The organism is Paenibacillus gyeongsangnamensis (genome assembly GCF_027533625.1).
GTDB lineage: Bacteria > Bacillota > Bacilli > Paenibacillales > NBRC-103111 > Paenibacillus_G > Paenibacillus_G gyeongsangnamensis.
This window is the reverse complement of the sequence record NZ_JAQAGZ010000018.1, coordinates 127471-141624: the sequence shown is the minus strand read 5'-3', so window position 1 is coordinate 141624 and position 14154 is coordinate 127471. Positions and strand designations below refer to the sequence as shown.

At 59.2% G+C, this 14154-nt stretch carries 11 protein-coding genes; 9 read left to right on the top strand and 2 right to left on the bottom strand.

The window, feature by feature from the left end:
* Positions 1-246: 246 nt before the first annotated feature.
* The gene (locus tag O9H85_RS25080) at positions 247-1344 is read left to right on the top strand and encodes a GntR family transcriptional regulator (protein WP_269884147.1); all 1098 of its coding nucleotides are present in this window, start codon (positions 247-249) and stop codon (positions 1342-1344) included.
* A 204-nt stretch (positions 1345-1548) separates the two neighbouring features.
* On the opposite strand, the gene O9H85_RS25075 is transcribed toward O9H85_RS25080, so the two are convergent.
* Positions 1549-3579: an Ig-like domain-containing protein gene (locus O9H85_RS25075; RefSeq protein ID WP_269884146.1), complete on the bottom strand. Its 2031-nt coding sequence runs from the start codon at positions 3577-3579 to the stop codon at positions 1549-1551.
* Positions 3580-3845: 266 nt separating this feature from the next.
* Here O9H85_RS25075 and araD point away from each other — a divergent pair, with 266 nt between their 5' ends.
* The 3 genes from araD to araA are packed head-to-tail and all read left to right on the top strand — an operon-like array spanning position 3846 to position 7759.
* Complete coding sequence (gene araD / locus O9H85_RS25070) at positions 3846-4556, top strand: L-ribulose-5-phosphate 4-epimerase (RefSeq protein WP_269884145.1); 711 nt, start codon at positions 3846-3848, stop codon at positions 4554-4556.
* Positions 4553-6229, top strand: coding sequence for a ribulokinase (locus tag O9H85_RS25065; RefSeq protein WP_269884144.1), 1677 nt, complete (start codon positions 4553-4555; stop codon positions 6227-6229). The genes araD and O9H85_RS25065 overlap by 4 nt, the downstream gene beginning before the upstream one ends.
* Positions 6230-6268: 39 nt before the next feature.
* Positions 6269-7759, top strand: coding sequence for an L-arabinose isomerase (gene araA / locus O9H85_RS25060; RefSeq protein WP_269884143.1), 1491 nt, complete (start codon positions 6269-6271; stop codon positions 7757-7759).
* Between the two features lie 158 nt (positions 7760-7917).
* Here the strand turns inward: araA and O9H85_RS25055 are convergent, their stop codons facing one another.
* Positions 7918-8814: a LysR family transcriptional regulator gene (locus tag O9H85_RS25055; RefSeq protein WP_269884142.1), complete on the bottom strand. Its 897-nt coding sequence runs from the start codon at positions 8812-8814 to the stop codon at positions 7918-7920.
* Positions 8815-8968: 154 nt separating this feature from the next.
* Between O9H85_RS25055 and O9H85_RS25050 the strand changes: the two genes are divergently transcribed.
* Genes O9H85_RS25050 through O9H85_RS25030 form a run of 5 tightly spaced genes read left to right on the top strand, consistent with a single transcriptional unit; the run spans position 8969 to position 13780 of the window.
* Complete coding sequence (locus O9H85_RS25050) at positions 8969-10351, top strand: GntP family permease (protein WP_409348199.1); 1383 nt, start codon at positions 8969-8971, stop codon at positions 10349-10351.
* A gap of 44 nt (positions 10352-10395) precedes the next feature.
* The gene (locus O9H85_RS25045) at positions 10396-11172 is read left to right on the top strand and encodes a 3-hydroxybutyrate dehydrogenase (RefSeq protein WP_269884200.1); all 777 of its coding nucleotides are present in this window, start codon (positions 10396-10398) and stop codon (positions 11170-11172) included.
* A gap of 38 nt (positions 11173-11210) precedes the next feature.
* Positions 11211-11906 carry a CoA transferase subunit A gene (locus O9H85_RS25040; RefSeq protein WP_269884199.1) on the top strand — a complete coding sequence of 232 codons (696 nt, stop codon included), beginning with the start codon at positions 11211-11213 and terminating at the stop codon, positions 11904-11906.
* 12 nt (positions 11907-11918) lie between these two features.
* Positions 11919-12599: a CoA transferase subunit B gene (locus O9H85_RS25035; RefSeq protein ID WP_269884141.1), complete on the top strand. Its 681-nt coding sequence runs from the start codon at positions 11919-11921 to the stop codon at positions 12597-12599.
* Positions 12596-13780 (top strand): acetyl-CoA C-acetyltransferase, encoded by a 1185-nt coding sequence (locus O9H85_RS25030; protein WP_269884140.1) that lies wholly within the window; start codon positions 12596-12598, stop codon positions 13778-13780. Before O9H85_RS25035 ends, O9H85_RS25030 begins: the two co-directional genes overlap by 4 nt.
* The last annotated feature ends 374 nt before the right edge of the window (positions 13781-14154 follow it).

Genomic DNA, 14154 nt, shown 5'->3' with positions numbered 1-14154 from the left:
TCGGAAAATGACCGCTGCATAGCGGATCAATTGAAAATTTTACGGGTAACAACAGCGGCCGGAGGCGAATACCCCACCGGGGTACCAAAGCAGATTTCTTTATTTCATGGGTTTCTCTACAGCCTGGGACTGCCGAAAGGCGGTCAATTCGCCGCTGCGGTGCCATCCATATGTACATACAATTTGCCCCAAGGTATAATGAATCTCATGAAGACGGCGATGGAAGATACGAGGTGCTAACGCGGGATGAGAGAGAACAAAACGATGCCGAAATATTTGCAGCTCAAGCAGGAGATTCTGGGCTGGTTCCATTCGGGGAAGCTGAAGCCGAATGATCAGATGCCGACGGAAAACGAAATTGCCGAGACGTTCGGCATGAGCCGGCAGACGGTCCGCCAAACGTTCGGGGAGCTGGAGCAGGAAGGCTGGCTGCAGCGCGTCCAAGGGAGGGGAACATTCGTCTCCACCCCGCACGGGCGCAAGACGCCGGAGCTGCAGACGGTCGGCATCATTACGACCTATATATCGGATTACATCTTTCCCCATATCGTACGGGGGGCGGAAGCGGTGCTGCGGGAAAGGGGCTACCGCCTGCTGCTGTCCAGCACGGATAACGACAAGCAGCGGGAGCAAGAGAGCCTGCGTCTCATGATGAGCCAGCCGCTGAGCGGGCTTATCATCGAGCCTACCCGCAGCGCGGAGGGAAATCCGAATTTAAGCTATTATTTGTCCTTGGATTATCATCAAATTCCGTATTTGATGATCAACGAACGGTATGCCGAGCTCGATTGCCCTTATGTGAAGGTAAACGATGAGGCGGGCGGTTATCGGGCCGCGGAGCATTTGATCAAGCTGGGGCACCGGCGGATCGCCGGTTTCTTCAAGATGGACGACCTCCAGGGCGTGCACCGGCTAAAGGGCTTCATGCGGGCGCATCGCGATATGCGGGTGCCGCTGCAGCCGGAGACGGTCGTCCATTATATGACGGACGACAAGCAGACGAAGCCGTTCGAGGCGGCGCTGGCGATGCTCGCGGATGCGGATCCCGCCGTACGGCCTACGGCGTTCGTATGCTACAATGACGAATTGGCGGTCCGACTGCTTGAGGCTGTTCGGCAGAGTGGGCTGAGCGTCCCGCAGGACATTTCGGTCGTCGGGTTCGACGACTCCTCTCTTGCGGTAGCTACCGAGGTGAAGCTGACTACGCTAACGCATCCTAAGACGGGGATGGGAGCGCAGGCGGCAGAGCGGCTGATCGGAATGATCGAAGGTCAGAGGCCCCCGGAAGAAGGCTTGGTGTTCGAGCCGGAGCTGATCGTGCGGGAATCGACGAGAAGGCTGTAAAGTTCCGGCTTCCGGAATACTTCCGGAAGGCCTCCGGGAAGTAAGAAAGACCATGTGATTCTGCGTATGCGCAGAGCCGCATGGTCTTTTTTCAGTTGATAAGAATTTATAAGTTTTCATAACTTACAGCTTCGCATCAACCTTGATAAACGCGCTGGTCCTTGTAAGACAAGGACGGCGTAGCCGTTTATCCTGGTATGCACTTCACATCAAAACCGGATAAGGTATCATCACGGATGTGCCGGTGACCAGAACAGGGCTGAATTGATGGTTAAGGTCTTCCAGTACGTAATAAACCTTGTATTCCACGCCGGTTTCCAATCCTGTAGGATATGGCGCGAGCAGATTCGTATTGATGCCGATGGTATCAAAGAAACCGGCTTCCGGAGCGGGAGCGTCATCACCGGTTTTTCCTTCCGCCACTTGTTGAACGGTAGGTGCCGCCGCTATGGAAACGGGCTGATACACATAATGAATACGTCCGTAATTCGTCACGCCGAGGGCGAAGACGACATTCCCCATGTAATAATAGAGCTGGACGTCATATCCCGGCGAAATCGTCATCGGCCCTGTCGTATAGGAGAACATTTGGCTGCTGACGGGGCCGTCGAGACCGTCGTTTGCGTAAGCTTCAACATAATAATAATTGCCTGATCCCGTGTCCTCCGCGAAATCGGGATTGGTCAAAGTCAAAGACCAGGTCGAGCCGCTGACCGGTGCATGAAAATCGTAGACCGTCGAATCCGTGGCAAACGTGCCGTCGGATTTCAAGTATTGTCCGTTCTGATTTTTAATGCGGACCTTGACGAAGCCTACATATTCATTCCCGTCCGGATCATACACGGTGCCCGAAAATACGGTAGGTTTAGCAGTATTGCGAAGACTCGGCGAAACGATGGTGACGCCGGCATTGCCTTGGATTTGAGTAACGGCGATGACGGCCCCGGCATGATATCCGCCGTCGATCGTCGTTGCCGCAATGGTTGCCGTCCCGACCCCAACTCCCGTGACGTTGCCCTTCGGATCGACGATTGCGACGGACGGATCACTGGTGGTCCAGATGACGTCCGGATTGGATGCGTTCATAGGTGTAACGGTCTTGGTGAGCGTCTGTGTTTGTCCCCGAATGATCGTCGCCGACGCGGGACTTACGCTGATCCCCGATACCGACACCGGCAGAACGGTGATGCCGGCCCAGGCCGAAAACGTGCCGTTCAGGGTCGTTGCCGTAATGATGGCGGTTCCCGGGCTGACTCCCGTTACGACTCCCGTATTGTAAACGACGGCTGCCACCGAAGGGTTGCTGCTGGTCCAGGTTACGGCGGGATTGACGGCGCCAGCCGGCACGGCGCTGCTTGTGAATACCGCCGTGTCGCCCCAGGTAATCGTTGCCTTCGCAGGAGTGACGGTGATGCCGGTTATCGGGACGGGTACGACGATGACGAGGGCCGACGCGGAATGCAAGCCGTCCAGGGTCGTCGCCGTAATCGTGGCTGTACCTATGCCTACTCCCTTTACGGCTCCCGTGTCGTAAACGACGGCCGCCACCGAAGGATTACTGCTCGTCCAGGTTGCGTTCGGATTCGAGGCATTGGCCGGCGTGACGGTTTTGGTGAGCATTTGGGATCCGCCCAGAGGTATCGTCGATACCGCAGGAGCTATCGAGATCCCGGTGACCGGCACGGTAACGGGCAGCACCGAAATGACGGCCGATGCGGTGTAGCCGCCGTCTGCCGTAGTCGCCGTAATGGCAGCCGTTCCTGCGCCAATACCGGTGGCCACTCCGGTATTGTACACAACCTTCGCGACGGACGGATCGCTGCTGGTCCAGTTCACGTCCTGATTCGTGGCGTTGGCGGGAGAAATCGTCTTCGTAAAGCTCTGGGTTCCCCCTACCGGAATGGTAGCGGAGGTTGGCGTAATGCTAACGCCGGTAACATAGACATGATTATAAACCGATGGCATAACGGCCATGGGTTGGATGCTTTTCAGCAATTGGACAATGTCGGATTTCGTAAGATGGTTTTGAGAAATTTGGTTTACAACGTCATCGATATGTACGCCGCTCACGTCGAGAGTACCGGGAGCCGGCTCGGCCGCCTGCACGGCAAAAGCGGGCATCGCCAAAAGGAGGGACAATGTCCAACAAACGAGCTGTTTTATAATCGGTTTCAAAGCGTTCACCACCAATAAAAGAATATTTTTGGCATGCCGGTTAGGCGCTGCCGCTTGCATCTTAAGAAGACCGCTCCTTACAGGTCTTTGTATCCGTGCCGGAAAATGTTGGACCTGCGGTCCAATCTACTGTTCATTATAGCAGAATTTGTCGAATTGGAAATTGGTAGATTGGGCGCTGCCGTCGATTTAACTAGGATTTAACTTGCTGTTCAAGTAAGCAAAAACGAGTCACTTATTTAGCAAAAAAGTATTGAATAAATGTACGTACAAATATATAATGTGTTTAAGGAATGATATGAATAAAGAGAGGAGACGGTGACGAAATGTTGGAACAACTGAAAAAGGAAGTGCTGGAGGCCAACCTGGACCTGCCGAGGCACGGGTTGGTAACGTTTACATGGGGGAACGTAAGCGGAATCGACCGGGAACGAGGCCTTGTCGTCATTAAGCCCAGCGGGGTTCCATACGAGGCGTTGAAGGTGGACGATCTTGTCGTCCTTGATCTGCAGGGGCATATCGTCGAAGGGGATCTGAAGCCTTCCTCCGATACGCCGACGCACCTGGCCCTGTACAAGGCATTCCCCAAAATCGGGGGAATTGTACATACCCATTCGCCTTGGGCTACGACCTGGGCGCAGGCGGGTAAGGGCATTCCGGCGCTGGGAACAACGCATGCGGATTATTTTTACGGAGAGGTGCCGTGCACCCGGCCGATGACGACTGCGGAGATTGAAGGCGCTTACGAGCTCGAAACCGGCAACGTCATCATCGAGACCTTCCGCGATAAAGATCCGGAACGGATTCCCGGAGTACTCGTTCACTGCCATGCGCCGTTCAGCTGGGGAAAGGACGCTTCTAACGCCGTGCATAACGCCGTCGTTCTTGAGGAGGTGGCCAAGATGGCCTACTGCACCTTTTATCTTAATCCGGCTGCGCCCCCGATGGATCAAACGCTGCTCGACCGGCATTTCCTGCGGAAGCACGGAGCCGGCGCTTATTACGGTCAGGACGGAAGGAGGTCTCAGCCCCAATGAACAAAAAATACGCCATTGGCATCGATTATGGCACCGAATCGGGCCGTGCCGTGCTCGTCGACCTGTCCGACGGGACGGAAGTTGCGGACCATGTCACCCCTTATCCGCATAACGTGATCGACGAGCGGCTGCCGGATTCCGGCGTCAAGCTGGGCCACGATTGGGCCTTGCAGCACCCGGCCGATTATATCGAGGTGCTAACGCGGTCCGTCCCTGAAGTGATCCGCGCTTCCGGGGTCGATCCGGCCGACGTCATCGGAATCGGGATCGATTTCACCGCCTGCACGATGCTGCCGGTAGATCAAACGGGAGAGCCCCTCTGTTTCGACCCGGAGCTGAAGCACCGCCCGCACAGCTGGGTGAAGCTCTGGAAGCACCACGCGGCGCAGGAGGAAGCGAACCTAATTAATGAAATCGCCAAAGCGCGGGGCGAAGCTTTCCTGCCAAGGTACGGCGGTAGAATCTCATCCGAATGGATGATTGCGAAGATATGGCAAATTTTGAACGAGGATGCGGACATGTACGCAAGGGCCGACCGGTTCCTGGAAGCGGCCGACTGGGTCGTATCGCGGATGACCGGTAACATCGTGCGCAACAGCTGTACGGCAGGCTATAAAGCCATTTGGCACAAGCAGGACGGCTACCCGGGCAAGGAGTTCTTCAAGGCGCTGGATCCGCGGCTGGAGAATTTGACGGAGACGAAGCTGCGGGGCGAGGTCGTACCGCTGGGCACGAAGGCCGGCGGACTGACGGCGGAGATGGCGCAGCGCATGGGGCTGAAGCCGGGGATCGCGGTGGCTGTTGGCAATGTGGACGCGCATGCGGCCGTGCCCGGCGTCGGTGTCGTTACTCCAGGCAAGCTGGTCATGGCGATGGGCACGTCGATTTGCCACATGCTGCTGGGCACGGAAGAGAAACGGGTGGAAGGCATGTGCGGCGTCGTGGAGGACGGTATTATCCCCGGGTATATGGGTTATGAGGCGGGACAGTCGGCGGTAGGCGACATCTTTGCCTGGTATGTGGATGAGGCGGTGCCGGCTTATGTGAAGGAGGCCGCGGAGCGGGAAGGCGTGAGCGTGCACGTGTGGCTGGAGCGGCAGGCTGCCGCATACAAGCCGGGCGAGTCGGGGCTTCTCGCGCTCGATTGGTGGAACGGCAACCGTTCGGTGCTCGTGGATACGGATCTTACCGGTCTGCTCGTCGGCTGCACGCTGCTGACGAAGCCGGAGGAAATTTACCGCACCCTGCTGGAGGCGACCGCTTATGGGACGCGCAAGATCGTCGAAGCGTTCCATGAGAACGGTGTTGAAGTGTATGAGCTGTACGCCTGCGGGGGACTGCCGCAAAAGAACCGGCTGCTGATGCAGATTTACGCCGACGTGACGAACCGCGAAATCAAGATTGCTGCTTCGAAGCAAACCCCGGCGCTCGGCGCGGCGATGTTCGGCGCGGTAGCTGCGGGCGCGGCGCAAGGCGGCTACGATTCCATCGTCGAGGCGGCGCGGAAGATGGCGCGGGTCCGCGAAGAGACGTACAAGCCAATTCCGGAGAACGTTGCGGTATACGAGAAGCTGTATCAAGAATACAGCAAGCTGCACGACTATTTCGGCCGCGGCGGAAACGACGTGATGAAACGGCTGAAATCGATCAAAGAGGAAGCAAGCGGGCATTAATCCCATCTTCATTCCATTATCCGAGGAGGAATAAGTTTTATGCTGCAATTGAAGCCTTATGTATTCTGGTTTGTTACGGGAAGCCAGCATTTGTACGGTCCGGAGACGCTGCGGGAGGTGGACGCGCACTCGCTTCGGATCGCGCAGGGGCTGGACCGCGACGAGGCGATTTCTTATCCTGTGGAATTCAAGCCGGTGCTGACGAACCCGGAGGACATTCACCGCCTCTGCATGGAGGCGAACGCGGATGAGCGCTGTGCGGGCCTCATCACATGGATGCATACATTCTCCCCGGCCAAGATGTGGATTGCCGGCCTGACCGAGCTGCGCAAGCCGCTCCTGCACCTGCATACCCAGTTCAACCGCGACATTCCGTGGGATACCATCGACATGGATTTCATGAACACGAACCAGTCCGCTCACGGCGACCGGGAGTACGGCTTCATCGGCGCGCGGCTCGGCATCTCCCGCAAAGTCGTCGCCGGCTACTGGGAGGACCCGGCGGTCCGCAGCCGGATCGGGGGCTGGATGCGTACGGCGGTCGGGTATACGGAGAGCCGCAAGCTCAAGGTGGCCCGCTTCGGGGACAACATGCGCCAGGTAGCGGTCACCGAGGGCGACAAGGTCGAAGCGCAAATCCGGTTCGGCTGGACGGTGCACGGGTACGGCGTCGGCGACCTGGCGGCGCGCGTGGACGCGGTCCGCGAGACTGAGGTGAACCGGCTGCTCGGGGAATATGCCGAGCGCTACGAAATCACGCCTGCGGGAATGTCGGACGGACCGGTCCGCGAGGCGATCAAATACCAGGCCCGCATCGAGCTGGGGCTGCGCGCTTTTCTCGAGGAGGGCGGCTTCACGGCCTTCACGACGACGTTCGAGGACCTGCACGGGCTGAAGCAGCTGCCGGGGCTGGCGGTCCAGCGGCTGATGGAGGACGGTTACGGCTTCGGCGGCGAGGGCGACTGGAAGACGGCGGCGCTTGTCCGCGTGGCGAAGATCATGGCAGGCGGCAAAGGCACCTCGTTCATGGAAGACTACACCTACCATCTCGAGCCGGATAACGAACTGGTGCTCGGCGCGCATATGCTGGAGGTATGCCCGACCATCGCGGCCGCGAAGCCGAAGCTGGAGGTGCATCCGCTCGGCATCGGCGGCAAGGCGGACCCGGCCCGCATGGTGTTCGACAGCCGCTCCGGCGCGGCGTTGAACGCCTCGGTCATCGACCTCGGCCAGCGGTTCCGCCTGCTGATCAACGAGGTCGACGCGGTGCAGCCGGAGCGGCCGATGCCGAAGCTGCCGGTCGCGCGCGTGCTGTGGAAGCCGCAGCCTTCGCTTAGCGAATCGGCGGAGGCCTGGATTTTGGCGGGCGGGGCGCATCACACCGTATTCTCCTACGAAGTGACGAGCGAACAGCTGATCGATTTCGCCGACATGGCCGGCATCGAATACGTACTGATCGATAAGCACACTTCGCAACGCACGTTCCGCAGCGAGCTGCGCTGGAACGATATCGCTTGGAAGCTGCGATAGACATGAGTGAAGGCTGTCCCCGTGGTCATTCGACCGGGGGACGGCCTTTTTTGTTCGAGCGGGTCGGAGGGAAGCTGCATTGGTCCGCAGGAAGCTTGTGCGCAAACGCAGCTATGAACCGCTCGTGCTTCATGTTCGGCATGGCGGCGGGCACTCTTTTATTTCCCGGTTTCCAGTCTGGACGCCGTCCGGATAAAAGCAAGCAGCTCCCGCAGGGCATAGGACACGTATCGCTCGTTGTTCCAGATCACGTACAAGTACCAGGGGATTTGCGGGGTCGTGGACGGCACGATGCTCACATCCGGGCTTGTTACCTTCGAGCAGATAGGCTCCGGCAGGAAGGAAACGCCCATCCCCGCGGCGACCATCTCGACGAGCAGATCCCACTGGGAGCTCTCGTAGGCGATGGGCGGATGAAACCCCGAGCTGTGGCAGGCTTCGAGAACGTGCTGCCGGACGGCAAAGCCTTTGGCGAACAGCAGGAACGGCTCTTTGCTTAATTCCGTCAACGAGACCGAGGCCCGATCCGACAAGGGGTGGGTCTTATGAAGAAGAAGCGACAAACGCTGTTGAAGGAAAGGCAGCCGCCCTAAGCTGGAGTCCTCGTCGGGAGACAGGACGACGCCTACATCGATTGACCCGCCCAGCACGAGCTGCTCGATCTTTTTTGCGCCCTCTTCCACCATGTCGAAGTCGATGTTCGGGTATTTGCGCTGAAACGGAGCGATGATTCGGGGGAAAAAGACCGTACTGACCACCGGAGGCAGGCCGATCTTGATCGAGCCGGTCTTGAGCTCGGAAACGTCGTCCAGTGTCGTATACAAATCGTTCACGGACTTCAGAATGTGATGGATTTGCTGCACGGCGGCCGCGCCTGCGTCGGTCAGCTTGATCGTTTTGCCCGAACGGTCGAACAACGTGACGCCGAGCTCGTCTTCCATGCTTTTTACCAGCTTGCTCAGGGTCGGCTGCGTCAGGTGCAATATGTCGGCTGCTTTCGTGAAGTTTTGCTGCCTGGCGACCTCAAGAATATAGGTTAAGTTCCGCAAATCCATAGCTATCATCCCCAACCTATAAAATTTTGGAATGGTTTTTATTCGATGTATGAATTTTACCTCGCCGGCTTTCCCGTTGTAAACTGTTGCTGTAAACGCTATCAAGCATCGACAGTTTGAACAATTTCTTTCAGGAGGAAAGAGGGGAAGGCGCATGGTGTTCGTGCAAGTGGTGGCCATTGTGTTGGCACTCGGACTGCTCATGTTTTTCGCCTACCGGGGCTATCCGGTAATTGTATTCGCTCCGATCTTCACCTTGCTTGCGGTCGTCATTTCGGGACTGGCTTTGATGCCCAGCTATACGGAAACGTATATGACGAATGCCGCGAATTATATTAAAACCTACTTCCCGATCTTTCTGCTCGGCGCGATCTTCGGCAAAGTCATGGAGCTAAGCGGCGCGGCTTCGTCGATCGCCCAGTCCATCGTCAAAGCCTTGGGCTCCAGAAGGGCGATGCTGTCGGTCGTTCTGGCCTGCGCAGTGCTGACCTACGGCGGAGTGTCGCTCTTCGTCGTCGCCTTCGCCGTCTATCCGTTCGCGGTGGCCGTATTCCGCGAAGCGAACATCCCGAAACGTCTCATTCCCGGGACGATCGCGCTGGGCGCCTTCACGTTTACTATGGATGCGCTTCCAGGAACGCCGCAGGTGCAGAACATTATTCCGACCGCCTATTTCGGTACGGACGCGTACGCGGCTCCGGTCGTCGGCACGATCGGCGGGCTGATCGTCTTCGCGGCCGGCATGGTCTGGCTGGAGCGCCGCCGCAGGCAGGCCGAAGCGCTCGGGGAAGGCTATGGCACGGGACATAAGAATGAACCGGAAACGGCGGAGAACCAGGGGTACCCGAACCTGTGGATTTCGATCGTTCCGCTCGTTCTCGTGCTGCTCTTCAACTTTCTGCTGAGCCGCGGCTTCATCTCGGTAGCGGACTGGTACAGCGCCGACGTGCTGAAGCAGTACAACATCGCCAATGTCAAAACCGTTGCCTCCTCGTGGGCGCTCATCATTGCCTTGACCCTCGGCATTGTCGCCGCCGTATGCATCAATTTGCGGCAGGTGCAGACCAAGCTGGCGACGGGCCTCACGGCGGCGGCCATGGGCGCGCTGCTTGCGATTTTCAACACCGCCTCGGAGGTCGGCTTCGGCAACGTGGTCAAGACGCTGCCAGGCTTTAAGGCGATTCAAGATTGGATTCTGAACCTCAGCTCCCACCCTCTCGTATCGGAAGCGATATCCGTCAATATTTTGGCCGGTGTGACCGGCTCGGCTTCCGGCGGCTTATCGATCGCCCTGGAAGTCATGGGCAAGCAGTATATGGCGGCCGGGCAAGCGGCCGGCATCAGCGTCGAGTGGCTGCACCGCATCGCTTCGATGGCCTCCGGAGGCATGGATACGCTGCCTCATAACGGCGCCGTCATTACGCTGCTGGCCATCACCGGCCTGACGCACCGGCAGTCGTACAAGGATATTTTCGCCATCACGGTCGTCAAGACGCTTACCGTTCTTCTGCTTGCCGCCGTACTATCTTTCTTCTAAACCAATATCTTCAAACCAATGGAGGGAACGCTGCTATGACTGGCTTGCTTGATTCGAAAGTCGCTTTCGTCACCGGCGCCGCCAGCGGCATCGGTCTGGAGATCGCCCGCTCGTTTGCGCGGGAAGGGGCCCGCGTCGTCATTTCCGATATTCAGGAGGAGAAGGCGCGGCTTGCCGCACAGCAGCTCCAGGATGGCGGCTATGACGCGCTCGGACTCGCCTGCGACGTAACGCAGGAGGCTGCTTTTGCCGGCTCGATCGATGCTGCACGGCAGGCCTATGGCCGGCTCGATATTCTGGTCAATAACGCGGGGCTGCAGCACGTGGCGCCGATTGAGGATTTTCCCGTAGAGAAGTTCGAGTGGATGTTGAAGGTGATGCTCACCGGAGCTTTTATCGGGATCAAATACGCCTTTCCCATGATGAAAAAGCAGCGCTACGGGCGCATCATCAACATGGCTTCGATCAACGGGGTGATCGGCTTCGCCGGCAAAGCGGCTTACAACAGCGCGAAGCACGGCTTGATCGGCCTCACCAAGGTGGCCGCGCTGGAAGGTGCGGCGGACGGCATCACCGTGAACGCCCTGTGTCCCGGCTACGTCGATACGCCGCTCGTCCGGGGGCAGCTGGAGGATTTGGCGAGGACGCGGAGTGTCCCGCTGGAAAGCGTGCTGGATGAGGTCATCTATCCGTTAGTTCCGCAGAAGCGGTTGTTGTCGGTCGAGGAAATCGCCGAGTACGCCGTTCTGATCGCCAGCGACAAGCTGAGGGGAGTGACCGGCGCATCGCTGTTGATCGACGGGGGATATACCGCACAGTAGAGAGAGAAGACAACATGGGAGGAGAGTGCAAGATGGGAATGAACAAGCTGATGGGCTCGATGGAAGAAGCCGTGCAGGATATTGGGGACGGAGCGTCTCTGGTCGTCGGCGGCTTCGGGCTGTGCGGCATTCCGGAGCATTTGATCGCCGCGCTGCGGAAGCGGGGGACGCGGCAGTTGACCGTGATCAGCAACAACTGCGGCGTCGACGATTGGGGCCTCGGACTGCTGCTGGCGAATAAACAGATCAACAAAATGGTTTCATCCTACGTGGGCGAAAACAAAACGTTCGAAAAGCAGTTCCTGAGCGGCGAGCTGGAGGTGGAGCTGGTGCCGCAGGGGACGCTGGCCGAGCGGCTCAGGGCCGGGGGCGCGGGCATACCGGGCTTCTATACGGCGTCGGGCGTCGGAACCTTGGTGGCCGAAGGGAAGGAGCATAAGACGTTTGACGGGCGCACTTATGTGTTGGAGCGCGCCCTCACCGCCGATTTCGCTTTGGTGAAGGCTTGGAAGGCGGATGCGGCGGGAAATCTTGTGTTTCGCAAGACGTCGCGCAACTTCAACCCGCTGGCGGCCGCGGCCGGCAACATCACGATCGCGGAAGCGGAGGAGATCGTGGAGACCGGCGGGCTGGACCCGGATGAAATTCATACGCCGGGGATTTATGTGCAGCGCGTCGTCCGGGGGATAGGCTACCAGAAGCGGATCGAGCGTCTGACGGTCCGGAGCAGCTAAGGAGGAATTGACATGAGCGATCACCGTTCGATCATTATTCAGCGAGCTGTACAAGAAATCCGGGACAGCATGTACGTCAATTTGGGTATAGGTATGCCGACCCTGCTGGCAGGTGAAATTCCGGCCGACCGGAACGTCATGCTTCAATCGGAGAACGGGCTTCTGGGCATCGGGCCTTACCCGCTGCAAGGGGAGGAAGATCCGGATTTGATCAATGCGGGCAAAGAAACCGTGACGGCGGTGCCGGGCGCCTCTTACTTCGACAGTGCGGAGTCGTTCGCTATGATTCGCGGCGGGCACATGGACTTGGCGGTTCTCGGCGGCATGGAGGTATCGGAGTCCGGAGACCTGGCGAACTGGATGATTCCCGGCAAGATGGTGAAGGGCATGGGCGGCGCCATGGATCTCGTAAGCGGGGCGAAGCGGATCGTCGTCATTATGGAGCATGTGAATAAATACGGCGAAGCGAAAGTGAAGCAGGCGTGCACCCTCCCCTTGACCGGAAAGGGCGTCGTCGACCGGCTCATTACGGACCTGGCCGTGTTTGATTTCACAAGCGAAGGCATGATGCTGGTGGAACTGCAGCCCGGAGCGAGCCTGGAGGAGGTCCGGGCGAAGACGGAAGCCCGGTTCCTGGTCGATTCCCGGCTGGATAACCAGCTCGGCGTCTGCGGACAGGGAGGACTGGAATGAGCGGGGATGCGGTAATCGTCAGCGCTGTACGCACGGCGATCGGAAGCTTTCAAGGCTCGCTGGCGGGCGTCTCCGCGACGGAGCTGGGCGGCGTCGTCATCGAGGAGGCGCTGCGCCGGGCGAACGTGAAGGATGAACAGGTGGATGAGGTCATTCTGGGCAACGTACTGCAGGCGGGACTGGGGCAGAATCCGGCCAGACAAGCTTGGGTCAAAAGAGGCTTCTCCCACGCCGTACCGGCTCTGACTGTGAACAAAGTATGCGGCTCGGGTCTTCAGGCGGTCATGCTTGCGGCGCAGGCCGTCCGGCTGGGCGATGCGGAGATCGTCGTGGCCGGCGGGATGGAGAATATGAGCCAGGCCCCGTATTTGCTGGAGGGGGCGCGCTCGGGCCTGCGGATGGGCGACGGCAAGCTGGTCGACTCCATGCTCCGCGACGGCTTATGGTGCGCGATGTGCGACATCCATATGGGGATCACCGCCGAAAATATTGCCGAGCGGTACGGACTCGCCCGCCGAGAGCAGGATGAATTCGCAGCCGCCAGCCAGCGGAAGGCGGAAGAAGCGATCGCCGCCGGACGGTTCAAGGAGGAGATCGTGCCAGTATCCGTGCCCCAGCGACGGGGGGAACCCGTCCCGTTCGACACGGACGAGTTTCCGCGCGCCGGCACGACGGCGGAAGGGCTCGGCAAGCTGCGGCCTGCATTTCGCCGGGACGGCACCGTCACGGCCGGCAATGCCTCCGGCATCAATGACGGAGCGGCGGCGCTTGTGGTCATGTCCGCCCGTGAGGCGGAGCGGCTGGGGATGAAGCCGCTGGCCCGGATTCGGGGGTACGCTTCGGCCGCCTTGGACCCGTCCGTCATGGGACTGGGGCCGGTAGACGCCGTCCGGCGGCTGCTTGCGAAGACCGGCACCTCGATAGAGGAGATCGACCTCTTCGAGCTGAATGAAGCGTTCGCGGCCCAATCGCTTGCGGTAGGGCGGGAGCTGGGTGTGTCGCATGAGAAGCTGAACGTGAACGGCGGCGCGATTGCGCTCGGCCATCCGATCGGCGCGAGCGGTGCCCGGGTACTGGTTACGCTGCTTTACGAGCTCGCCCGGCGCGGCGGCCGTCTTGGCCTGGCGGCGCTGTGCATCGGCGGAGGGCAGGGCGTCGCGCTGATGGTGGAGCGGGTCTAGCGCGATCCACGCTTCGCCGCAGCGCAATCAGGCGTTCGTTCCCTTGGAGCCGGGGCGAGTTGAAACGGCTCGCCGGACGGCAAGCCCAAAGGGACCGTGAGGAGTACAAAAAGAACAGCTGCCGGCAAGGTCAAGGCAGCTGTTCTTTTTGGCAGGTCGGCCGTTACGGCTCCGGCTTGGGGCAGCGTTTGCCTACGCACCCTCGCCCGAACACATAGGTTACCGCGCAAGGACCGTCCGGGTGTTCCGGACGGTCAGAATGACGAGAAACCCGGATATGCAGAAAAATGCAAAAGGTAGAAGGTGGGGTATCCTCTGCAGGAGCGTTAGCGCCCGCCTTTGTTATCGGAAAATGACCGCTGCATAGCGAATAA